The following is a 22,870-nucleotide window of genomic DNA, read 5'->3' on the forward strand; positions in this document are numbered from 1 at the left end:
GCCGCCGATGCTGCGCATGCGCGATATCTGGCTCAAGCTGCATCGTTGGCTGGCCCTGAGCCTGGGCCTGCTGCTGGCGCTATTGGGCCTGAGCGGCGCGCTGCTGGAGCTCAAGGGGCCGATCCTGCGCTGGGAGGTCGGTGCGCAGATGCTGCAACTGGCCCCCGGCGAGCACGGCGCGCCGCTGGAGCAGAGCGCCTGGATCAGCGCCGCCTCCCGTGCCTACCCGCAGTTGCAGAAAGTCTTTGGCGCGGCGCCCCCGCGCCAGGGCTTTCTCGAGTCGGACAATGCAATTGTGTTCGGCGCGCTCAAGCAAGGCCCCGGCACCGGCATCGCCATGATCGACCCCTACAGCGGCGAGCCCCGGGGCTTCTTCGTCTTCGAAGAACTGTGGCTGGCCAAGCTGGTGGCGCTGCACCGCAGCCTGCTGCTGCCGCCGGCCTGGGGCGCGAACCTGGTGCTGCTCTGTGGCCTGGTGCTGCTGGGTTCCCTGGGCAGTGGCCTGTACCTGTGGTGGCCGGGCCGGCGCAGCTGGTGGAAGGCCGCCAGCTTGCGTCCCGGCAGCCAGGGCAGCCGGCGCCTGCGGGAATGGCACAACCTCGCCGCGGCCTGGCTGTGCCTGCCGCTGCTGCTGATTGCCGGCAGCGGCGCCTGGCTGGCCCGCCCGGAGCTGTTCACCTGGCTGGCCGCCCAGCCCATGGCGCTCAAGCCGCTGCTGTCCGCCGCCCACGGTCATTTGCTGCTGGGCACGGCCGGTGCCTGGCTGGCGTTTCTCTGCGGTATTTCATTACCCCTGCTGTACATCACCGGCCTGCTGCTGTGGTGGCGCAAGCGCGTTGCCCGCCGGGCCGTCCAATCGTTCAAGGAAGCTTCCCATGACACACCGTGATTTCATTCGCCGCGCCCGCCAGGGGTTATTGCTGGGCCTATTGCTGGGCCTGTTGTGGCCCGCCACCGCCAGCGCCACGACAGTCACCGACCTCGCCGGGCGCCAGGTCCAGTTGCCGGAGAAGGTCGAACACATCCTGCTGGGCGAAGGGCGGATGATCTATTCCCTGTCGCTGCTCGAAGGCCAGAACCCCTTCGCCCGCCTTGCCGGCTGGCAGGGGGATTTCCGCGGCCTCGACGTGCAGGGCTACGACGCCTACCACAAGGCCTTCCCGGAAGCGGAAAAGGTACCGCTGGTGGGCGGCACCTCCGCCGAGACCTTCAGCGTTGAAAAAGCCCTGGCAGTGCATCCGGACCTGGCCATCATGGCCCTGAGCGGCGGCCACGGGCCGAGCCCGGACAGCGAGGCGGTGAAGCAGCTGGAAGCCGCCGGGGTGGCGGTGCTGTTCGTCGATTTCAGCGACCACCCGCTGCGCAACACGGTGCCGAGCATGCGCCTGCTGGGCCAGGCCCTGGACCGTGAACCGCAGGCCGAGGCCTTTATCGCCTTCTACCAGGCGTCCCTGGCCAAGGTCAGCGACACCCTGGCCAAGGCCGCGCCAGTCAAGCAGCCGAAAATCTTCATCGACATGCTCGCCGGCCTGCAGGACTGCTGCGGCTCGCCGGGCACCGGCAACTTCGGCGAGATGATCAAGCTGGCCGGCGGCCAGAATATCGCCGACGGGCGCATCCCCGGCCCCATCGGCGTGCTCAATGTCGAATACATCCTTTCCAGCGACCCGGATGTGTACGTGGCCACCGGGGTGTTTGCCGCCGGCCAGGGCGGTGTGACCCTGGGTTATTCGGCCACCCTGCAACAGGCCCGGGACAGCCTGCGCCAAGCCGCCCAGCGCCCGCCGCTAAACGAGCTGCGGGCGGTGCGCCAAGGCAATGTGCATGGCCTGTGGCACATCTTCTACGACTCGCCGGAGCACCTGATCGCGGTCCAGGCCCTGGCCAAGTGGCTGCACCCGGAGCTGTTCAAGGACCTGGACCCGGACCACACCCGCCGTGAGCTGTACCAGCGTTTCATGCCGATTCCCGCCAGCGGCGTGTTCGCCACGAGCCTGGCGCCATGACCCGGATCGCCAGCGAGGTGGACGACAGCCTCGCCTCCCGTGATTACCAGAAGCGCCACGGCAAGCGCCTGTTGCTGTTGTCCGGGCTGGGCCTGGCCTTGTTGCTGTCACTGGCCCTGGACATCACCACCGGGCCTTCGGGCATGAGCCTTGCGCGGCTGTTGCAGGTGCTGTGGGACCCGGGCTCGATGCCCCGGGTGGAAGCGGTGATCGTGTGGAACGTGCGCCTGCCCTATGCCCTGATGGCGGTGCTGGTGGGCGCCGCCCTGGCCCTGGCCGGGGCCGAGATGCAGACCGTGCTCGACAACCCCCTGGCCAGCCCCTTCACCCTTGGGGTGTCCGCCGCGGCGGCCTTTGGTGCGGCCCTTGCGATTGTCTTGGGCCTGGGCATTCCCGGGGTGCCGGCGCAGTACCTGATCTCGGCCAATGCCTTTGTCTTCGCCCTGGCCTCGGTGGCCCTGCTCTACCTGCTGGCGCGCTGGCGCGGTTTCGGCGTGGAAAGCCTGGTGCTGTTCGGCATCGCCCTGGTGTTCGCCTTCAATGCCCTGGTGGCCCTGCTGCAATTCGTCGCCACCCAGGACAGCCTGCAACAGCTGGTGTTCTGGACCCTGGGCAGCCTGGCCCGGGCCTCCTGGGAAAAGCTCGCGGTGCTGGCCCTGGCGCTGCTGCTGTGCCTGCCGTTTTCCCTGCGCCAGAGCTGGGCCCTGACCGCCCTGACCCTGGGCGAGGAGCGCGCCCGCAGCTTTGGCATCGATGTCGGCCGCCTGCGCCTGTTGTCCTTGCTGCGCATCAGCCTGCTGTCGGCGCTGGCGGTGTCCTTTGTCGGCACCATAGGTTTTATCGGCCTGATCGCCCCGCATATCGCCCGCCTGCTGGTGGGCGAAGACCACCGCCTGTTCCTGCCGGCCAGCGTGCTCAGCGGCGGGTTGATCCTGTCCATGGCTTCGATCGCCAGCAAAGCGCTGATTCCCGGGGTGTTGGTGCCGGTGGGCATCGTCACTGCCCTGGTGGGCATTCCCTTCTTCATGGCGATTGTCATGCGCAACCGTCGAGGTGTTCTGTGAACCGTCCCCAGCCCCCGGCCCCGGGCCTCTGTACCCACGGCCTGAACATGCATTACGGCAGCCGCCAGGTGCTGCGCGAAGTCAACCTGCCGCCACTGGCCGCCGGCACCCTGACCGCGCTGATCGGCCCCAACGCCGCCGGCAAGTCGACCCTGCTGCGGGGCATCGCCGGCTTGCAGAAAACCTCGGGCCAGGTGCTGCTGGACGGCGCCGACCTCAATCGCCTACCCCAGGTGGAGCGGGCGCAACACATCGTCTACCTGCCCCAGAGCCTGCCGGAACGCACCCGCCTGTGCGCCTTCGAAGCGGTGCTCAGTGCCGCCATGGCCGGGCATCGCGGTGCCGGCTTCGCCCCCGGCCGACCCAGCGCGGCGGTGCTGCGCGGGGTCGAGCAGGTGCTGGCCGACCTCGACCTGCAAGCCCTGGCCGACCGCCCCATCGATGCCCTGTCCGGTGGCCAGCGCCAGCTGGTGGGGCTGGCCCAGGCCCTGGTGCGCCAGCCCCGGGTGCTGCTGCTGGATGAACCCACCAGCGCCCTCGACCTGTACCACCAGTGCCAGGTGGTGGAAGCCATTACCCGGGCCACCCGCGAGCGCCAGCTGATCACCCTGGTGGTGGTCCACGACATCAACCTGGCCCTGGGTTTCAGCCAGCAGGTGGTGGTGCTGCACAAGGGTGGCGTGGCGGCCGCGGGGCCGGCCCTGGAGGTGATCAACCAACAGCTGCTGCGCGAGGTGTATGGCGTGGACGGCAGCCTGGAACAGGTGCGCGGTCGACCGCTGGTGATGGTCGACGGCCGCCTGCCCTTTCATTCAGCCCTGGGATAAGCCATGACCAAGCCTCAAGAACTGCCCTTCGACACCCTCGACACGCCCCAGGCGACTGCCCGGGCCACAGCCGCCTTCGACCTGCGACCACTGCTGCTGGCCAACCTGGCCTGCACCATGGCGATGATGGCGTTCGTCTCGCTGATCGGCCCCATTGCTCGGATTCTCGGCCTGGCCACCTGGCAGGCGGGCATGGCGGTGACCGTCTCCGGGGTGATCTGGATGCTTTTGGCGCGGCCCTGGGGTCGGGCCAGCGATCGCCTGGGGCGGCGGCGCATCCTGCTGCTGGGCACCGGTGGTTTCACCCTGGCTTTTCTCGCCCTGAGCCTGTTTATCGACCTGGCGCTGCATGCCCTGCCCACGGCGCTGCTGGCGTTCGCCGGGCTGCTGCTGGGGCGCGGGCTGATCGGGGTGTTCTACGCGGCGATTCCGGTGGGCGGCTACGCGCTGATCGCCGACAACATCGAGCCCGAGCACCGGGCCCGGGCCATGGCCTCCCTGGGGGCGGCCAATGCCTGCGCCTTGGTGCTGGGCCCGGCGCTGGCCGCGCTGCTGGCACGGCACAGCCTGAGCCTGCCGTTCTATGTGCTGGCGCTGCTGCCGTTGCTGGGTTTCCTGTTGCTGCGGGCACGGCTGCCACAGCAGGAGCTGCACCTCAAGCAGCCGCCCAAGTCGGTGAGCCTGGCAGACCCGCGCCTGCGCCGACCGCTGCTGGTGGCCTTTGTCTCGATGCTGTGCGTGGCCATGGCACAGATCACCGTGGGCTTCTTCGCCCTCGATCGCCTGGGCATGGACCCCACCGCGGCGGCGCAGACCGCCGGCATCGCCCTGACCCTGGTGGGAGTGGCGCTGATCGCCTCGCAACTGCTGGTGCGCAGGCTGGAATGGCCGCCGCTGCGGATGATCCGCATCGGCGCCCTGGTGGCGGCGCTGGGCTTTGCCGCAAGCATTGTCGCGGCCCAGGCCTGGGTGCTATGGATCGGTTTCTTTATCTCGGCGGCGGGCATGGGTTGGATCTTCCCCTCCTTCGCCGCCCTGGCCAGCAACGCGGTGGACGCCGCCGAGCAAGGCGCCACCGCCGGTTCCATCGGCGCGGCCCAGGGCCTGGGGGTGGTGGTCGGGCCCCTGGCCGGCACCCTGATCTATGCCCTGGAGCCACGCCTGCCCTACCTGCTGGCAGCGTTGCTGCTGGTGCTGGTGGCCGCCTGGCCACAAACCCGCCAGCAGGCCCGATAACGGCTGGCCCGGCGCCCGTCAGGCGGACGCGCGGGCCATGCGCCCCAGGGCCAGGCCGTACAGCAGCAAGGCCAGGGTGGCCAAGGCGCCCCCCACCAGGCCGACGTAGGCAAACCCCAACTGCCCGCCAACCCAGCTGCCGAGCAAGGCGCCACCGCCGATGCCGATGTTGTAGATGCCGGAGAACATCGCCATGGCCACATCGGTGGCGTCCGGCGCCAGGGTCAGCACCTTGGATTGCAGGGCCAGGCCAAAGCCCATGATCGCCATGCCCCAGATCACGCTCAGCGCCACCAGGCTCCAGACCTGGCCATTGAGCGGCAGCAGCAGGCACAGGCACAGCGCCAGCAGCGCCACGGCAATCAGCAGGAACCCCTGGGGGCTGTGGCGGTGCAGCCAGCTGAACAGCAGCGAGCCGATGATCCCGGCACCGCCGAACACCAGCAGCACCAGGGTCACCACCTCACCGCCCAGGCCCGCCGCCACCTTGATAAAGGGTTCGACATAGCTGTAGGCGGTGAACTGCGCGGTCACCACCAAAGCGGTCAAGACATAGATCGCCACCAGCGCCGGGCGCTTGAACAACAGCGGCAGGCTGCGCAACGAACCGGAGTTCTGGCTGGGCAACAGCGGCAAGGTGCGGATCAGCCACAGCACCAGCAACCCGGCCATGGCGGCGATCACCCCGAAGGTGGTGCGCCAGCCCAGGGCCTCGCCCAGCAGGCGGCCCAGGGGAATGCCCAAAACCATGGCCAGGGAGGTGCCGGTGGCCAGCAGGCCCAGGGCCTGCACCTGCTTGCCCGGCGGCGCCAGGCGCACCGCCAGGGACGCGGTGATCGACCAGAACAGCGCATGGGCCAGGGCCACGCCGATCCGGCTGAGCATCAACAGGCCGAAGTTGCCGGCCAGGCTGGACAGCACATGGCTGACGATAAACAGCCCGAACAGCACCGTGAGCAAGCGCCGCCGCTCGACGTTGCGGGTCAGCAGCATCACTGGCAACGAAGTCAGGGACACCACCCAGGCGTAGAGGGTGAGCATCAGCCCTACCCGTTCGCTGGCCAGGTCGAAACTGGCGCCTATGGCACTGAGCAGCCCCACCGGGACGAACTCGGTGGTGTTGAAGACGAAGGCCGCCAGGGCCAGCGCGATGACCGACTGCCAGTTGCCTTGGGGGGTAGCCTGGGGATTGCTCATGGGGCAGGTTTCTCACTGGCGGATCGAGGGGCTTGGCGCCCCGGTAAAAAATGCACAACCCGGGCCAAGGTCGGCGGCCCGGTTCGGGTCAGGGTTGGCGCAAGCCCGCCAGCACCTGCAGGGCCAGGGCCACTGCGTTCTGCAGGCAGGCCGCGGACACGCCGTCACGCGCCTGCACCGACAGGCCGTGCAGCACCATGGCGTAGTAATCCCCCAAAGCCGTTGCATCGCTTTCACGCAGCAGTTCTCCGGCCTGGCGCGCCACTTCCAGGCGCTGGATGATGCTCGCAGTGCGGGCCCGGCGATGTTCCGCCAGCCATTGGCGCACGCCGTCGTTGTCGCTGGAGCAGTTCACCGCCGAGGACACCACCATGCAGCCCTGGGGCTGGCCGGGTCGGGTGTAGAGCGCCACCGCCTCCAGCAGCATGCGTTCGATGGCGCGGTACACGCAGGGTTCCTCCAGGGCCAGGTCGGCAAAGCCGCCCTCCTGGCTTTCATAGAGTTCGATGGCCTCGCGAAACAGCGCTTCCTTGGAACCGAAGGCGGCATAGATGCGCGCCGAGGCGATGCCTAGGGCGGCGACCAGGTCAGCCATGGAGGTGGTTTCGAAACCTTGGGCCCAGAACAGTTCAAGGGCCTGGCGCAACGCCTGGTTGCGATCGAATTCGCGGGGTCTTCCAGCCATGGGGGTGGGGTATCTCGTCAGGACAGGGGAGCTGATCGCAACAAGCTGCGCTCAAGTGCTCGGCAAGGGCGCCGCGACGAAATGATAGGGGATTTGCGCCCGTCCCGGCCACTGTCGTGGCCGGGGTGGCGCGGGGCGTCAGTCGTCGCCTTGCAGCAGGAACGGCAGCAAGTGGCCGAGGAAGGCCTCGGGCGCCTCCTCCATGATGAAGTGCCCACAGTCGGCCACTATGGCGCCGCGCAGGTCAGTGGCGCGGCCTTGCAGGGTCAGCAATGGCGCATCGTTGGTGGCGTGTTCGGCGCCGATCGCCAGCACCGGCATGCTCAGCGGCCGCTCGGCGCGCAGCAGGTTCTGGCGCACGGTCTCGGGAATCGCCCGGTAATAGGCAAAGCCCGCACGCAAGCCGCCAGGCGCGGCATAGGCCTCGATGTACACCTCAGCAGCCACCGCTTCACGGCGGTGCGACCAGCGATCGAAGATGTAATTGAGGTAGACCCTTTCACGCCCGGCGATCAGCGCCTCGGGCAAGTCCCGCAGCTGGTTGAACATGAAGTGCCAGAGAAAGATGTTCTGCTCCGGCGCGACGAAGATCGGTGGCGCCGCTGCCAGCCCGGGAATCACTGCCTCGGTCATGGCCAGGCGGCGCACTGCTTGCGGCTGGTCGCTGGCCAGGGCGTAGGCGATCCACATGCCGACGTCGTGGCCCACCAGGTCATAGCGCTCGTGCCCCAGTTGCTGCATCACCCGGTGCAGCACCCCGGCCACATGGCCGGTGTCGTAGCCCTGCTCCGGGCGGTCGGACTGGCCGCTGCCCGGCGGGTCCACGGCAATTGCCTGGAAACCATTGGCGGCCAGGGCCTGGATCACTTCGCGCCAGGCGTACCAGGTCTGCGGCCAGCCGGGAACCAGCAGCACCGGCCGGCCACTGCCGGCACGTACGCAGTGGATGCGCTGGCCATCGATGCGCACATAGTCATGGATCAGCTCGTAGGTTTCAGCCTGGGGGTTTGCGGTGTAAGCGTTCATCAGAGTTCTCTTGAAAAAGGTCAGGGCTCAGGCCAGGCCGAGCATGGCGTTGATCTGCTGGCGGTCGAGGGCGGCACCGGCAAAGTCGTCGAACACCCGCTCGGTGACCCGGATCAGGTGCTGGTTGATAAAGGCCACCCCTTCGCGGGCGCCGTCTTCCTGGTCCTTGAGGCAGCACTCCCATTCCAGGGTGGCCCAGCCCGGGTAGTCGTACTGCGCCAGCTTGGAAAAGATCCCCTTGAAGTCCACCTGGCCATCGCCCAGGGAACGGAAGCGTCCGGCGCGCTCGACCCAGGAGCTGTAGCCGCCGTAGATGCCCTGGCGGCCAGTGGGATTGAACTCGGCATCCTTGACGTGAAACATGCGGATGCGCTCGTGGTAAATGTCCAGGTAGGCCAGGTAGTCCAGCTGCTGCATGACGAAGTGGCTGGGGTCGAAGAGGATGTTGCAGCGCGGGTGGTGATCCACCAGCTCATAGAAACGCTCGAAGCTGGTGCCGTCGTGCAGGTCTTCGCTGGGGTGGATCTCGTAGCACAGGTTGACCCCCTGCTCGTCGCAGACATCGAGGATCGGCCGCCAGCGCCGCGCCAGTTCCTCGAAGGCGGTTTCGATCAGGCCCTGCGGACGCTGGGGAAAGGGGAACAGATAGGGCCAGGCCAGCGACCCGGAGAAGGTCCCCAGCTCAGTCAGGCCCAGGCGCCGGGAAGCCCGGGCGGCGAGCTTCATCTGCTCCACTGCCCAGTCCGTGCGCGCCTGGGGTTTGCCCCGCAGCGCCTCAGGGGCAAAGTTGTCGCACATGGCGTCGTAGGCCGGGTGCACCGCCACCAGCTGGCCGAAGATATGGCTGGTGAGTTCGCTGATCTCAAGGCCCTGCTCGGCCAATTGGCCCTTGAGGTCGTCGCAGTAGTCCTGGCTGTCTGCCGCGGTGGCGACATCGAACAGCCGTGCGTCCCAGGCGGGAATCTGCAACGCCTTGAAACCCAGGTTCGCCGCCCATTGGCCAATGGCCGGCAAGCTGTTGAAAGGCGCGGTGTCGGCGCTGTATTGCGCCAGGTGCAGGCTGGGGCCCTTGAGGGTTTGCATCGAGTGGCTTCCTATTGTTTGTCGATCGACAAAGAATAGGGCCGCGCCGTGGATGCGTCAATCACCGAAGTGCAGAAACGCCTCGAGCCGGTGCTCGGGTCTGGTTCGAAAGGGGCCCCGGCAAACAGCAAAACGGGCCCGCAACAGCGTTGCGAGCCCGTTCCACAGCGGCGGCTGCGGTCAGCGCCAGTTGACCGCCAGTACCGGTTGCAAGGCTTGTTGCACAACCGGGTCGAATACCGTGGAGCCTGGTGCCGGCGGTGCGAATGCGGCCATGGCCTGAACCAGGTTATCGACATCGTTGCCACCCAGGCGCTGGCCACTGCCGGCCTGGATTTCCATCATCGAGCGCGACTCGCCGGAGTACCAGTTACGCAGGGTCACCTGTTGCGAAGTGCCGATCACGGCAATGCCCAGGTGCGCGCCCTGCTGCTGGAACCACAGGTGCTCATGGCTCACCTCGGGGGTGAAGCGCAAGGATTCCATGCTCCCGCCGAACTCGATGTCGTTGGCTCCGCGCCCCACTTGCACCCTGGCCATTGAGCCATTCACCGAGACGATATTGTGGCCGTCGCCCAGGGTGATATCCGGCCCGGAGCGCCCGGTATGGGTAATCCGGTTGTTGCCATGGCCCACGGTGATGTTTCGCGCCTCGCTGGTGATCTGGTTGTTGCCATTGCCCGCAGTGACGGTGCTGGCGAAACCTGTGCCAGTGATCAGGTTATCGCCATGGCCCACGGTGATATCCCGTGCCTCGCTGGTGATGCGGTTGTTGCCGTCGCCCGCGGTAACGCTCCAGGCGAAACCCTTGCCGACAATCTGGTTATCGCCATGGCCCAGGGTGATGCTGTCGACCTTGCCGGCGATCCGGTTATGGCCATCGCCCGCGGTAATGGCATCGACCTCACCGCTGATCTGGTTGTTGCCGTCACCCGCCTTGATGGTTCGGGGCTTGCCAGTGATCCGGTTGTTGCCGTCGCCCAGCACCAGGTCGGTCATGGAACTATTGACCGTCACCTGGTTGTCGCCATTGCCGGCAATCAATTTGATCCCGAACGCCTGCACCTGGATCTTGCGGCTCTGATCATCCAGGGTCACGGTGCTGCCGAAATCCTCGATGGTCAGGCTTTCCATCCCCGCGTCGTTAGCCGCCGAGCCCTGGTCGATAACCGGCTTTTGCGGCTGATCCAGATCCGCCGGCCAAGCATCGGGCAACACAATCGGCGGTACCTGTATAGGCTCGCGCGGCGGCGGCAGCACCTCACCGCGCCCGCCCATGCCCGGATTGCCCCCGCCTATATCAGGCACGCTGATGGGCGGACGAACCGGGGATGGCCCATGCATCTGCTCACGCTCGGCGAGGATCTGCTCGATGGTCTTGCGCTCGATCACCGGGATGGTTATTTCCGGCACCACGATCGGCTCGACCGGTTTTATCGTCGGCAGCAGGCTGGAAGGCGGAAGCTGCGGCGTTACCTGGGGCGGCACCTCGACCTGAGGCGCGGTCACCGCGGCAAACACCGCATCGCCGACGGCGCCTTGCTCGGCGAAGATAAAATCCCCCGCGCCGATCTGCGGAATATCCAGCGCATCGAGGTACAGCAGGTTGATCGGTTGCTTGATGCCCGCCGCGGTACCTATTGCCAGGTTCACCCCATGGATCTGGGCGATGCCATTGATCACCCCGCGCTGCTGCTTGGTGATGAGCAACTGGCTGAAGTCGCTGACGCCGATCTGGCGCAGGTCGATCTTGTCGACCCCATGGCGGAATCCGCGCAAGGCATTGCCGTAGTTCACCGCCCCCGGCTGCGCGGCCAGCACAAACACATCCGACGCCGCGCTGTCGCGACTGTAGACCTTGCCGCCCAGGGCAAACACCATCTGCCCCTGGGCATTGCTGCTCATGCTGACGCGGTTGCCGCCGCCCGCAAGGATCACGGTGCCCGGGCCGTCCAGCTGCTGGTCTGCGGTGGCGCTGCTGTCGACATAGGTGGCCGGGGCGACATAGCTGTCCTGGAAGCGAAAGTGCTGCGGCCCCAGGCTGTTGCGATCCTGGTTCTTCAGCAGAATGTGCTGCCCCTGGCCCAGCTCGACCCGCACATCCGCACCTTGCTGGGTCAGGAGCAGATCCTTGAAGCCCTTGCCGACAAAGCCCACCAGATTGATCAGTTCGCCGCGCTGCGCCTCGAAGTGGCTGATGCTGTCGCTGCCGCCATCGCGGCGACGCACCACGAAGATATCCTTGCCAGCCCCGCCCACCAGCAGGTTGTTGCCACGTCCGCCGTCCAGCAGTGCATTGCCCGGGCCGGCGATCAGGGTGTCGTCGCCATCGCCGGTGACGATATTGTGGATCGACCCCGGGTTGCGTATCTGCAACGCCGCGCCGCCAATGCTGGCCACCCCCGTCAGCAGGTTGACCGAGGTGTCCCGGGACACCGCGGCGGCGTTGAGCGTGTTGCGCCCGCCCGCCACTCCGTTGTGCCCATCGTCGAGCACGGCGCGAGCGCCTTGCCCGGCCAGCTTGAGGTACTGATCGGTGTAGAAATAAGTGTCGTCGGCGCGGCTCTGGCTGCCATACAAACGCAACGACCAGTTGTTCAGGGTGACCGGCAAGCCGGACGCCGCATCACTGACCTGCAAGGTCCAGTTGCCCGCCGAACCTTCTCCCAGACTGTGGGTGCTCATGAAGCTGTACTGGAAACTCCCCGAGCGGCTGTTGCCTCTGTCGTCGGTGCTGGCGCCGGGCGCGCCCTGGGGAACCTTGCCCGGACGGTCGAGCAGGATGCTTTCAGTGCCGTCGGGGGAAATCAGCTTGAGGGTCAGGTCCCCCAGGCGCCCGACCTGGGCATCGAAATCGACCTCGACATGCTCGACGTTCAACCCGGCGCTCATGGCGATGGAGGATTCGATCTGCATTCCCGCCGTCAGGTGCCGGCCGAGGGTGCCGCTGGAGGCGCTCAACACTTGCTCGTTGGCCCCGGTGCTCTGGGTCATCCAGGTTTCGGCCAGGCGCACCGCGGCCCGCGCATCCACCTGGCCGAAGCCGTAGTCGTCGCTGGCCAGCAGGCCGCCACCGTTCCACAACCGGGCGCCGTTGTCGCGCCACTGGGTGGCGGGGTCGCGGACCTCGCGGGCCGACAGCGCGAGGATCTGCTGGACATCGCGATAGCCCAGGTTGGGGTTGGCCTCGAGCATCAGCGCCACCACCCCGGAGACGATCGGCGCAGCGAAGCTGGTACCCTGCATGGCGCTGTAGTCGTTGCCGAACACCGAGCCCCGTTCGGTCTTGAGCATATGGCTGGTGGACACCACGTTGCTGCCGGGGGCCGATACCAGCAGGCTCGCCCCCGGGTTGGAGAAAGGCGCCGAGCCGATCTGCAAGGTGGACAGGTCGCCCTGGGCGTTGATCGCGCCCACCTGGATCGAGTAGCGGTTGTTGTTGGTCAGCGATCCCTGGGCGTCGCCCCCGCTGGCGCGGCTGTTGCCACCGGCGGTGACCAGCACCGTGCCCAGCCCGCCACGCCCGTTGTGCGCCGCATACTGGGCGTTGAGCAACAGGGCGCTGGCGGTGTCGATCTGCCCGCGTTGCAGGTTGCCGATGGCGAAGTCGTGCTTGAAACCCCAGCTGTGGTTGGCGATGTCGTAGCTGACCATATGCCCCAGGCCACTCAGGTCGGCGCCGTCGTTGGCCAGGTAATGCCCGCCCAATGTCGCGTCGTAGGCCACGCCCACCGCCCCCTGGCCATTCTTTGCCGCCACCATCACCCCCGCCACCATGGTCGCGTGGTTGGACACCGGGCCGGGCAGGCTGGCGTTGTGCTGCTGGGTCTGCAGCCAGACTGGGTCGACGTTCGGCGCCAGGTCGGGGTGGGCGATATCGAAGATTTCCGGCGCAGTGGCGAACGCACCGCCCGGCTCGAACTGGCCGATGCGCACGCCCTTGCCGGTGTAGTCGCGCCATACCGGAAGGATATGGCTGTCACTCAGGTACCACTGTTGCGCGGCCAGCGGATCGAGGGGCACCTCGGGGGTGAGCAAGGTCACGCTGGCGCGCATTGGCGCGGTTTCACCACTGTTGAGGTCCACCACCAGGGCCGAGGTGTTGCCCGCGGCGTCCACCACGCCGTACTTGAAACTCAGCAGGCCGGTGTAATGCCGGTCGGGGGTGAACAGCACATCGCCCTCGGCGGTGAGGCTGACCGCGCCGCCAATGGCATCGCCCACCTGGCTGATACGCAGCGCGCCCTGGCTGTTCAGCACCTGGTCGTTGGCCAGCAGGGCCGCGGCGCCGATCAGTTGCGGCTGATGGCGATCGAACGGCCGGCCCTGCTGGTTGTGGGTCAGGGTATCGGCCACGGGCATGGCATTGGGGGTCTGCAGGTCGACCGCCGAGATGTCGGAGAAATTCAGCTTGTGGATGTTCTTCAAAGTAACCGTGCCATCGCGCCCGGCCACCTTGTCGGCTATCTGGTAACCGTGGTCGGTGCGGCTGATCCGATACTCGCCGTGGGTGCCGTGCAAGGTCACCAGGTTGATACCGCCACCGCCATCGATCTGCGCATTGCCCTGCCCGACTTCGATCACATCATCGCCGTCGCCGCCGTAGATCCGATCGGCGCCGCCACCGGCATAGATCAGGCTGCCGCCTTCGGAGGCGTGGATGGTATCGCCTTGCGGCCCGGCATAGATCACCGCCTTGGCGCTGCCGCCGATGATGGTGTTGCGCCCACTGCCGCCCACCAGCACATCGTTGCCGGCGCCGCCAATCAGCGTCGAATCACCCGCGCCCCCCTTGATGAAGGCGCTGGACGCGCCGCCGCTGACGATCAGGTCATTGCCGGCGCCGCCCTGGGCAATGGTCAGCCCGGCCTGGGCCATGTTCAGCACCATGCCCCGGTCGCCAACGATGATCGCCGTATCGCGCCCGCCATTGCCATGGATATTGCGCGGGTCGTCCGAGGCGCTGATCACGAACACATCATCGCCGGCCGAGCCGTGATAGCTGTTGCTGCCACCCCCGCCCACCAGCCAGCTGCCGCCGGGCGCGGCGATCAAGGTGTCGTCGCCGCTGCCGCCATACAGGTTGCCAACCCCCAGCTTGGCGGCGTCGAGAGTTTCTCCGACGCTGCTCTGGCTGGCATAGGCCGTGGTGCTGATGCCGTCGAAGGTCGAGGTCACCTGGACGCCATCGCCACGGGCCAGCAGGCTGCTGCTCACCGGGTCGCCGAGGAAGTCCACCGCCAGGGCCTCACGGCTCAGGCCATTGATGATGAAGGAGCCCCGGGCCAGCACCCGGTTGCCATTGCGCATTTCACCGTCGGCGCTGCGAGTGCCCAGGTTGATCTGAGTGATGCCCAGTTCGGCCAGGGTTTTCAGTTCCCCTGGCGCGCTGCGGCCATCGTGGTCGGCGTCGACCCAGACCCGCAACTGGCTCCAGATCGAATCGCGCGAGTCGATCACCCCGTTGCCGTCGGCATCCTCGCTGGCCAGGGCGGCGAAACTGTCCTTGAAACGTACTTCGCCGGCCGCGCCGTCACCCCCTTGGCGACCGCCGTAGTACTCGGAGAACATCTGGCTGACGTCCTTGATCTGGCCGCTGCCATCATCGACCACCAGCATCCCGGTGCGGCGGTCGGCCCAGCCGGTGCGCTTGAGGGTGCCGCTGTTGTCGGTGTCGAACAGCACCCCGTCCCGCAGGTCGGTCATGCCCACACCCTGGCCGCTGAGGTCGAGCAGCAAGGGGTCGACAAAGGTGTTGAAGGTGGTCATGGCCGACAGGCCGTTGAGGGTCACTGCGTTACGCAGGCTGAAGTCCGGCTTGTTGCTGTCGGGAGCCTGGTAGAACTGCGACAGATAGTCGTTGGGCCGGGCGTTGGGGTCCAATTGCATGGCCCCCGGACGAACACCACCGGCGGCCAGGCTGGCCATCTGGGTGGAGGCGAAATCGGTTTTGCTGAGAATGCCGCCCAGGGCAAAGATATTGTGCGTGGCCGAGTGCTGAATATAACCGTTGGCCACATCCTGCTGGGCCTTGCTTTCGCCATGGATCTGCTGCTGAGGCTGTGGTGAGGAGTTGATATGGATCTGAATTGGTTGATTGGTGGCATCTGTTGAAGATCCCGCTCCTCGCCACTGAAAAACGCGATAGCGGTTATCGCCAGCGTAACGCCCCATTTCCTCGGCGATCATTTTTGATCGCTCTACATCTATTCCTATTTTGTTAACGATAAAGCGATCCAGGCCGGATATATTCTGCAGGATTGCAATACCAAGATTCCTAGCATACTCAAGCCCCTCCCCAGAAACTTGTACAAAATCCCGCCCGAGTCCCCCAAGGCGCGTTGGCAACTGGTCGGCAATTGTGCCTGCCCAGTTCCACTGCTCAAGTTCAAAGCTATCTACAGCCGAGTTCACATCCTTAGCAATTATCTGGTCAATATGCGGTATTACTTGGCCACTAATGACGTGTTTAGCCACATCATCCGCCAATTTATCGGATGCTCTTTGAAAATCAACGTCTGTCAATTTTTGCCCTTGGGCTGATGCAGCGAACTGCATCGACCCACGGACCATTTCGCTAGAAAACGAACCATCGTTCGCATTGATCTTACTAGCAACCGCTAACCAGTTTGCAGCAATCGCCAAATCTTCCTCAGCAGCAGAGCCTTTTAGACGAGCTTGCTCCCTAACTACAATCCCCCTTAGAAACTCATACATTTCAGGATAGCTCTTACTACTTCTAATGCGCTCAACCTCGGCCACCTCATTAACCGTCAATTTTATTGCGCTCATTTTCGACTCCTTATTTAGCTTTAATCTTTCTCAAAAAAAACAAAGCAAAATCGTCCATCAGCTTAAAATCCAAGTAATCCTCCGAATACTGATAGCTAATGGAGACTCCCTCAAACAACCTATCTGCCTGCCACGTATACATCTTTTTTTCCACAAGGACTCCCTCTCCATCTTCTCCCGAGAACATATATGTCTCATCCCCGCTACCCAAGTCATAAACCTTCATATCTTGTTCATAGCGAATTGGGTACCGTCCCTCAAAGACCCTCCAAAAATTGAAATTCTCATTAACTGTATCCATCAGGCGAAAAACAACCTCGTCGCGCCTTTTGCTTTCAACAACCACCTGAGCATCGGGATATCTAACTATCATTCTGACCGTGCGCCCACCTGAGTACCCTCTTGAGTAGTTAATAGACTTGCATTCGGCATCAGAGATTTCGTATACGTAAACATGCCCATCTTTACGCGACAACTCACAACGTGCTAACGCACTAAAAGAAACAAGAAGCGACACCAACAAAACAATACCCGAATAAAACATTCCACCTCCTGAAACCCATTCAAGTCCTTCAACACCAAACACTAAACCGGCATCAAACCAGCCATACCTCGTAAACACGAAGCCCATAAGACAGCAAGCCGACAACTCATAGAACTTCACAACCATCAAGCCACCCTAAAATCAACGCTTAATGTCAAACAAGAGAATTTCGCATAAGTTTCGACATCCTTGAACACTTCAATACCCTCAAGCCTTCTAGTAGAGCCAAACAAATCAGCCACCAAACTTCCAAAATCACTACATAGTTCTCCACACCAACAAGAACATCACAAAAAGCAAAGCAACCACTATCAGACCTACAAATCCAACCCATAGTTTGCTCGCCGCTGCATCTTCAAACCTACCTCCCGTCAGAAGCTTTAAAGCCGCATAACCAATCCAATAAAATGCCAAGTCCAGAAAAGCCCATAACACTTCCATTCAACCTCCTGAGACTTACACCAAACACCAATAACAAAAAATGCAAATATTCCGAAAACAACACTCATTCCTTTAGCTCTTCCTACAAGAGCTACTACCTCTCCCTAAAACTCTCCCCCACATACTGTTGCAATGGGCTGAGGAAATAATCGATCACCCGGCGCTGGTCGGTTTTAATCTCTGCCGTCACCGACATGCCGGGCGATAGCGACACTCGTTGGCCATTGACTTGCAGATGATCGGTATTCAGGCGGATCCGGCTGGTGTAGATCAGCCCGCGCTTTTCATCTTCGATGGCGTCGTTGGAAACGCTCAGCACTTCACCGTCGACGGTGCCGTAGCGGGTAAAGGTGAAGGTCTCGACCTTGACCGTGACCGCCTGGCCCGCCCGGACAAAACCCACGTCGCGGTTTTCCAGCATGGCCTCCACTTCCACTGGCTGGTCGCTGGGCACTATCACCATCAGTGGCTGGGCGGCAGTGACCACGCCACCCACGGTGTGGATCGCCAGTTGCTGCACCGTGCCCGCCACCGGGGCCTTGAGGCTGGTGAGGGTTTCCTGGTAGCGGGCCTTGGCCAGTTCCTGCTCGAGCGCGGCGATTCTCTGCCGGGCCTGCTGTTGCAGGTCGAGCATGCTGCGCCGGGTTTGCGCAACGATGCCTTCGCGGCGCTTGCGGGCTTCGTCATGGGCCGCGGCAGACTGCCGGACACTGGCCTGCTGGACATGCAACTGGCGTTGCAGGTCGAGCCGCAGCTGTTCCTTTTCCAGGTACTGGTGACGGCTTACATACTGCTGCTGCAACAGCCGTTGATAGTCCTCGGCCAGTTGCGTGGCGATTGGCAGGCTCTGCTGCAGGCTCGCCACCTGGGCCCGGGCGGCCTGGATCTCGGCGCCGCGCTGGAGCAGTTCGGCATCCGCCTGCTCCAGGTGGCTGCGGTATTCCTGGTACTGCCCCGCCAGCCAGCGCTGGGCATCGAGCACCTGTTCCGGGCCGGCTTCGGCGATCCGCCCCAGCAGCGCTGCCGGCGCTTGCTGCCGCACTGTGGCTTCGAGCATCGCCGAACTGCGCGCGTCGTCGACCCGCGCCGCCCGCAGCTCACCCTGCAAACGCCTGACCTTGGCGTCCGCAGCGGTCGGGTCCAGCTCCAGCAGCAACTCCCCGGCCGCGACCCGCTGCCCGTCGCTGACATGAATGCGCCGGACCACCGCGGTATCGCTGGACTGCACCAGCTTGCTCTTGCCGTTGGGGACTATCTTGCCGGGCGCCACGGCGACTACGTCCATCTGCCCCAGGCACGCCCAGGCCAGGGTCAGTGCGGCAAAGCCCAGAATGCTCCAGAGAAAGATCCGCGGCGCCGGGTGCACCGGGGTTTCCTGCAGGGCCAGGGCCGCCGGCAGAAACTGCGCTTCATCGGGCAGGCGCTTCGGGGCATCCATGCTCCGGCGTTGCCGCCAGGCCGAGCGCCAGGCCTGGCGATAGCGCTGCAGTAAAGACAGGCTGCTGCTCATGTGTACGTGGCTCCCGTGGTCAGAATTGCCTTCATGCCTGGCGCCTCAGCCTTGCTGCATCCAGTACAGCCGGGCGTAGTGCCCATCCGCCAGGGCCAGCAGCTGGGCGTGACTGCCCTGCTCGACGATCTGCCCACGCTCCACCACCAGAATCCGCGTGGCGTCACGCACCGCGGAAAGCCGGTGGGCAATGATGATCACCGTGCGGCCCTGGCAGATGCCCTGCATGTTCTGCTGGATCAGCCGTTCGGACTCGTAGTCCAGGGCGCTGGTGGCTTCGTCGAAAATCAGGATGCGCGGGTTGCCCATCAGCGCCCGGGCTATGGCCACCCGCTGGCGCTGGCCACCGGACAGCGAGGCGCCGTGTTCACCCACCAGGGTGTCGTAGCCCTCGGGCAGTTCCAGGATGAATTCATGGGCGCCGGCCAGGGTCGCGGCCTGCATCACCAGTTCCAGGGGCGCCCCCGGGTCGGTGAGGGCGATGTTTTCGCGGATGCTGCGGTTGAACAGCATGTTGTCCTGCAGCACCACGCCGATCTGCCGGCGCAACGAGGACACGTCCGCCAGCGCCAGGTCCATGCCGTCCACCAGTACCCGGCCGCGCTCGGGCACGTAGAGGCGCTGGAGCAAACGGGTCAAGGTGCTTTTTCCGGAGCCGGAACGGCCAACGATGCCAATCACTTCGCCGGCGGCGATATCCAGGTCGATACCACGCAACACTAGCGAGCCGTCGGCGCGGTAACGGAAATCCACCTGGTCGAATTCGATCCGGCCCAGCAGCGGCGGCAGCGCGCCGCGGTCGGTCTGGGACAGCTCGGTACGGGCATTGAGAATGTCCCCCAGGCGCTGCACCGAGACCCCGGTCTGCTGGAAGCTGGTCCACAACTGGGCCAGGCGCATGATCGGCCCGCTGACCCGACCGGCCAGCATGTTGAAGGCAATCAGCTCGCCCACCGACAGTTGCCCATCGATCACCAGTCGCGCCCCCAGCCAGAGGGTGGCGACGGTCACCAGCTTGCCGATCAGGGCCACGCTTTCATTGGCGATGGTGGAGAGCACCTGGGTCTTGAAACTGGCGGCGACATAGGCCGCCACCTGGTTATCCCACTTGCGTACCACTTGCGGTTCCACCGCCATGGACTTCAACGTGTCCACACCGTTGATGGTCTCCACCAGGAATGCCTGGTTCTCTGCGCCGCGGTTGAAACTCTCCTGCAGCCGGGCCCGCAATACAGGCGTCACCAGCACCGAGACCAGCACATACAAGGGCAACGACAGCACCACCACCAGGGTCAGCCAGCCGCTGTAGATGAACATCACCAGGATGAACACCAGCGAGAACAACACGTCCAGCACCAGGGTGATGGCATTGCCGGTAAGGAAACTGCGGATGTTCTCCAGCTCGCGCACCCGCGCCACCGAATCCCCCACCCGCCGTGCCTGGAAGTACGCCAGGGGCAGGCTGATCAGGTGCTGGAACAGGCGCGAGCTGAGTTCCACATCGATACGGCTGGCGGTATGGGAGAACACATAGCTGCGCAAGGCACTCAACAGCGACTCGAACACCAGGATGGCCAGCAAGCCGCTGGCGATCACATCCAGGGTGGTGAGGCCGCGATGCACCAGGACCTTGTCCATCACCACCTGGAAGAACAGCGGCGTGACCAGGGCGAACAGCTGCAGGGCAAAAGACACCAGCAACACTTCGCCCAGCAGCTTGCGGTACTTGACGATGGCCGGAATGAACCAGGTGAAGTCGAAGCGCGAGGCCTGCCCCGGCAGCCCCGACTCACAGCGCAGCAACAGCAGTTGCCCGGTCCAGCGTTGCTCAAGACTGGCCAGGTCCAGCACTTCAGGGCGCGCCGCACGCGGGTCCTGGATCAGCACCTGGCCCTGGTCGATCTTGGCGATGATAAAGAAACCACCGTCGCCGCCCATGGCAATCGCCGGCAAGGGCGTGTGCTCAAGGCGCGCCGAACGGCTGCGTACCGACCGCGCCTTGAGCTTGAGCTTGCGCGCCGCAAGCACTATTTCACGCTCGCCAAACAGCTGATCGGCCGTGGCGAATTCATGGGCGAGCTGCTCGACAGAAACGGCGATGTTGTAGAAACGGGCCAACATCGCCAGGCAGATCAGACCGGTGTCCAGTGTCGAGGGCTGCTCGAGGCTCTCGGCGCTCGTTGCTTGATTGCTCATGGTGCTTGCGTACCTTCGCGTTCGAATCATGGATAGGGCCCGCGGCCCTGCCCGCGGGTTCAGGAGCCGGCGGGCAGGTCGGGCGGCAGGAAGTCGCGCTGCGGGTCATAGCCGGCCTGCAGGTAGCTGGACAGGCTGAGCAGGTCGGCCGGGCTCAAGGTGCCGGCGGCCTGCTTCAGCTTCAGGCTGTCGATGATGTAGTCGTATCGCGCATGGTTGTATTCGCGCACCACGCTGTAGAGCTGGCGCTGGGCATTGAGCACATCCACGGTGTTGCGCGAGCCCAGTTCTCGGCCCACCTGGCTGGCCTGCAGCGCCGCCTGGCTGGAGCGGATGCTCTGGCGGCGAGCGCCGACCTGTTCCACTGCGGAGTTCACGGCCCGATGCAGGTTGCGGGTGTCGAGCAGCACCTCGCGCCGCTGCAGTTCGTGCAGGTCTGTGCTTTGCGCCAGGCGCTCGCTGGCCTCTCGAACCTGGGAGCGGGTCATGCCACCGGAGTACAGGGGAATATTCAGTTCCAGCCCCAGGCTGCCTTGGGCAACGTTGCCGCGATAACCGTCACGACCGAAGTCGGTGGGGTTGCTGTAGCCGAAGTGATCGTTGTCGCCCCGGCGATATGAGGCGACGGCATCCAGGCTCGGCGTGTATTGCGCCTGGCGCTGATGGCGTGCCTGCTCGGCGGCGCGCACGGCAAGCTGCCGGGCCTGCAGCGACAGATTGTGCTGCAGTGCCTGCTTGATCCAGGCCTCGGTATCCCGGGGCTGCGGCGGATGGACCGGCAGGTGGTGAGCAATGCCGTCGATCGACGAATACTCGCGATGGGTCAAGCGATACAGGCCCTCGAACGCCTCTTCGACCTTGCGCTGCGCCAACTGGCGATTGGCCCGGGCGTTATCGAACGCGGCCTGGGCGTCCAGCACATCGGTGATATTCGAGGCACCGCTGCGCAAGCGCCCCTCGGCTTGTTGCTGCTGCAGCCGCAGCGCCGTTTCCTCGGCCTGGGCCGCGGCCAAAAGATCTCGCGCCCTGAGGGTTTCGAAATAGGCTTGCGCCACCTGCAGGATCAACGCCTGTTCCTTGGCCGACAGTTCCAGCTCGGCTTGTTGCGTGTCGGCCTTGGCGGCCTGCAACTGGAACCAGCGATCCACTCGAAACAGCGGTTGCTTCAAGTTGGCCTGGAATACCGCGGCACTGCGCCTGCGCACCAGCCCGGGTTCATCGCGGCGCAGTTGCGTGTCCTCCCAGGACACCCCGCTGCTCAGTTGCGGCAGCAACCCGGCGTAGGCTTGCGGCACCGCTTCACGCCGCGCCAGGTAGTCGTGGCGGGCGGCGGCAAGCTGCCGGTCTTCGGTCACCGCCAGTCGATAGACCTCCAGCAGGTTCGCCGATTCGGCCCATGCGCCAGGCACCAGCAGCGCGCTCAGGCATGCGGCATTGACGAAGCGGCGGGTACGGATCAAGAGCGTCATAACAGTCCATGTCCATCAAGGCACGAGCAGCCGTTGCGGCCGCTGTCCGTGGTGATGCGATGGCGATAACGCGTTACCGCCTCAGTGCAAGCGCGAGGCAGTCTGCACAGGACCGGGAATCGTTTGCATTAAGGCGTTTCCGAAACCGGCCCGCGGTTGCATCGCGGGCATTGGGCAGATGATTGGCCCGTAGAAAAGCGCGTCACTCAAAGGGCGCGCCAGCGAACCCCGTGACGGCCAGCGTAAAACCTTCCCTCAGGGCTGGGCTCGCCGCGCAGCAACCGCAGCAGCGCCGTCGGCTCTCAACTGCCGTTATGCAGCACCGGGATCAGCCGCGCCGGCTTCACCGATTTGAAGGAAAAGCTCGAATAGATTTCCTTCACCGCCGGCAGGGTCTGCAGCACTTCGCGGGCGAATTCGCCGAAGGATTCCAGGTCCCGGGCCAGCACTTCCAGAAGGAAGTCGTAGCGCCCGGAGATGTTGTGGCAGGCGATGATCTCGGGAATTTCCAGCAGCCGTTGCTCGAAGGCCCGGGCGGTTTCCCGGGAGTGGGATTCCATCATCACGCTGACAAAGGCGGTGACGCCATAGCCCAGGGCCTTGGGCGAGAGAATCGCCTGGTAGCCGGTGATCGCCCCGCTTTCTTCCAGCAACTTGACCCGACGCCAGCAGGGCGACGTGGTGAGGGCCACGCTGTCGGCCAGTTCGGCGGTGGTCAGGCGCGCATTGTGTTGCAGGGCGCTGAGCAGGGCCTTGTCGATACGGTCCAGATCAATAGGCATTTCTTGCCTCGT

General features: G+C 64.7%; 16 protein-coding genes. 5 read left to right on the plus strand and 11 right to left on the minus strand.

The window, feature by feature from the left end:
• Nucleotides 1–7 precede the first annotated feature (7 nt).
• Genes J4P02_RS23150 through J4P02_RS23170 form a run of 5 tightly spaced genes read left to right on the plus strand, consistent with a single transcriptional unit; the run spans nucleotide 8 to nucleotide 5,133 of the window.
• Complete coding sequence (locus J4P02_RS23150; RefSeq protein WP_426194601.1) at nucleotides 8–889, plus strand: PepSY domain-containing protein; 882 nt, start codon at nucleotides 8–10, stop codon at nucleotides 887–889.
• Nucleotides 876–2,006, plus strand: a complete 1,131-nt coding sequence (locus J4P02_RS23155) for an ABC transporter substrate-binding protein (protein ID WP_426194603.1) — start codon at nucleotides 876–878, stop codon at nucleotides 2,004–2,006. The genes J4P02_RS23150 and J4P02_RS23155 overlap by 14 nt, the downstream gene beginning before the upstream one ends.
• Nucleotides 2,003–3,070 (plus strand): FecCD family ABC transporter permease, encoded by a 1,068-nt coding sequence (locus J4P02_RS23160; RefSeq protein WP_426194605.1) that lies wholly within the window; start codon nucleotides 2,003–2,005, stop codon nucleotides 3,068–3,070. Before J4P02_RS23155 ends, J4P02_RS23160 begins: the two co-directional genes overlap by 4 nt.
• On the plus strand, nucleotides 3,067–3,897 hold the full coding sequence (locus J4P02_RS23165) for an ABC transporter ATP-binding protein (protein WP_426194607.1): 831 nt from the start codon (nucleotides 3,067–3,069) through the stop codon (nucleotides 3,895–3,897). Before J4P02_RS23160 ends, J4P02_RS23165 begins: the two co-directional genes overlap by 4 nt.
• A 3-nt stretch (nucleotides 3,898–3,900) precedes the next feature.
• On the plus strand, nucleotides 3,901–5,133 hold the full coding sequence (locus tag J4P02_RS23170) for an MFS transporter (protein WP_426194609.1): 1,233 nt from the start codon (nucleotides 3,901–3,903) through the stop codon (nucleotides 5,131–5,133).
• Nucleotides 5,134–5,151: 18 nt separating this feature from the next.
• Here J4P02_RS23170 and J4P02_RS23175 read toward each other — a convergent pair whose 3' ends face one another.
• From J4P02_RS23175 to J4P02_RS23225, 11 genes are all read right to left on the minus strand, one after another.
• Nucleotides 5,152–6,330 carry a sugar transporter gene (locus tag J4P02_RS23175; RefSeq protein ID WP_426194611.1) on the minus strand — a complete coding sequence of 393 codons (1,179 nt, stop codon included), beginning with the start codon at nucleotides 6,328–6,330 and terminating at the stop codon, nucleotides 5,152–5,154.
• A gap of 88 nt (nucleotides 6,331–6,418) precedes the next feature.
• A complete protein-coding gene (locus J4P02_RS23180) occupies nucleotides 6,419–7,015 on the minus strand; it encodes a TetR/AcrR family transcriptional regulator (RefSeq protein WP_426194613.1) in 597 nt (198 codons plus the stop codon).
• A 138-nt stretch (nucleotides 7,016–7,153) separates the two neighbouring features.
• Nucleotides 7,154–8,041 (minus strand): alpha/beta fold hydrolase, encoded by an 888-nt coding sequence (locus J4P02_RS23185; protein ID WP_426194615.1) that lies wholly within the window; start codon nucleotides 8,039–8,041, stop codon nucleotides 7,154–7,156.
• A gap of 27 nt (nucleotides 8,042–8,068) precedes the next feature.
• A complete protein-coding gene (locus J4P02_RS23190) occupies nucleotides 8,069–9,124 on the minus strand; it encodes a sugar phosphate isomerase/epimerase family protein (RefSeq protein ID WP_426194617.1) in 1,056 nt (351 codons plus the stop codon).
• 180 nt (nucleotides 9,125–9,304) lie between these two features.
• Nucleotides 9,305–15,313, minus strand: coding sequence for a S8 family serine peptidase (locus J4P02_RS23195; RefSeq protein ID WP_426194619.1), 6,009 nt, complete (start codon nucleotides 15,311–15,313; stop codon nucleotides 9,305–9,307).
• Between the two features lie 613 nt (nucleotides 15,314–15,926).
• Entirely contained in the window at nucleotides 15,927–16,586 is a 660-nt protein-coding gene (locus tag J4P02_RS23200; RefSeq protein WP_426194621.1) for a hypothetical protein, read from the minus strand.
• 132 nt (nucleotides 16,587–16,718) lie between these two features.
• On the minus strand, nucleotides 16,719–16,901 hold the full coding sequence (locus J4P02_RS23205) for a hypothetical protein (protein WP_426194623.1): 183 nt from the start codon (nucleotides 16,899–16,901) through the stop codon (nucleotides 16,719–16,721).
• A gap of 94 nt (nucleotides 16,902–16,995) precedes the next feature.
• Complete coding sequence (locus tag J4P02_RS23210) at nucleotides 16,996–18,411, minus strand: HlyD family type I secretion periplasmic adaptor subunit (protein ID WP_426194625.1); 1,416 nt, start codon at nucleotides 18,409–18,411, stop codon at nucleotides 16,996–16,998.
• 45 nt (nucleotides 18,412–18,456) lie between these two features.
• Nucleotides 18,457–20,607: a type I secretion system permease/ATPase gene (locus tag J4P02_RS23215; protein WP_426194627.1), complete on the minus strand. Its 2,151-nt coding sequence runs from the start codon at nucleotides 20,605–20,607 to the stop codon at nucleotides 18,457–18,459.
• A gap of 59 nt (nucleotides 20,608–20,666) precedes the next feature.
• Entirely contained in the window at nucleotides 20,667–22,076 is a 1,410-nt protein-coding gene (locus J4P02_RS23220) for a TolC family outer membrane protein (RefSeq protein WP_426194629.1), read from the minus strand.
• Nucleotides 22,077–22,378: 302 nt separating this feature from the next.
• Complete coding sequence (locus tag J4P02_RS23225; protein WP_426194631.1) at nucleotides 22,379–22,858, minus strand: Lrp/AsnC family transcriptional regulator; 480 nt, start codon at nucleotides 22,856–22,858, stop codon at nucleotides 22,379–22,381.
• Nucleotides 22,859–22,870: the final 12 nt, after the last annotated feature.

This window comes from Pseudomonas sp. NFXW11, from assembly GCF_049887815.1.
Taxonomy (GTDB): domain Bacteria; phylum Pseudomonadota; class Gammaproteobacteria; order Pseudomonadales; family Pseudomonadaceae; genus Aquipseudomonas.

Coding starts and splice junctions, on each gene's coding strand:
- J4P02_RS23150 (WP_426194601.1), top strand. CDS start 8: ATGCTGCGCATGCGCGATATCTGGCTCAAGCTGCATCGTTGGCTGGCC.
- J4P02_RS23210 (WP_426194625.1), bottom strand. CDS start 18,411: ATGAGCAGCAGCCTGTCTTTACTGCAGCGCTATCGCCAGGCCTGGCGC.
- J4P02_RS23170 (WP_426194609.1), top strand. CDS start 3,901: ATGACCAAGCCTCAAGAACTGCCCTTCGACACCCTCGACACGCCCCAG.
- J4P02_RS23195 (WP_426194619.1), bottom strand. CDS start 15,313: ATGATCGCCGAGGAAATGGGGCGTTACGCTGGCGATAACCGCTATCGC.
- J4P02_RS23180 (WP_426194613.1), bottom strand. CDS start 7,015: ATGGCTGGAAGACCCCGCGAATTCGATCGCAACCAGGCGTTGCGCCAG.
- J4P02_RS23225 (WP_426194631.1), bottom strand. CDS start 22,858: ATGCCTATTGATCTGGACCGTATCGACAAGGCCCTGCTCAGCGCCCTG.
- J4P02_RS23215 (WP_426194627.1), bottom strand. CDS start 20,607: ATGAGCAATCAAGCAACGAGCGCCGAGAGCCTCGAGCAGCCCTCGACA.
- J4P02_RS23155 (WP_426194603.1), top strand. CDS start 876: ATGACACACCGTGATTTCATTCGCCGCGCCCGCCAGGGGTTATTGCTG.
- J4P02_RS23175 (WP_426194611.1), bottom strand. CDS start 6,330: ATGAGCAATCCCCAGGCTACCCCCCAAGGCAACTGGCAGTCGGTCATC.
- J4P02_RS23220 (WP_426194629.1), bottom strand. CDS start 22,076: ATGACGCTCTTGATCCGTACCCGCCGCTTCGTCAATGCCGCATGCCTG.
- J4P02_RS23185 (WP_426194615.1), bottom strand. CDS start 8,041: ATGAACGCTTACACCGCAAACCCCCAGGCTGAAACCTACGAGCTGATC.
- J4P02_RS23205 (WP_426194623.1), bottom strand. CDS start 16,901: ATGGAAGTGTTATGGGCTTTTCTGGACTTGGCATTTTATTGGATTGGT.
- J4P02_RS23190 (WP_426194617.1), bottom strand. CDS start 9,124: ATGCAAACCCTCAAGGGCCCCAGCCTGCACCTGGCGCAATACAGCGCC.
- J4P02_RS23160 (WP_426194605.1), top strand. CDS start 2,003: ATGACCCGGATCGCCAGCGAGGTGGACGACAGCCTCGCCTCCCGTGAT.
- J4P02_RS23200 (WP_426194621.1), bottom strand. CDS start 16,586: ATGGTTGTGAAGTTCTATGAGTTGTCGGCTTGCTGTCTTATGGGCTTC.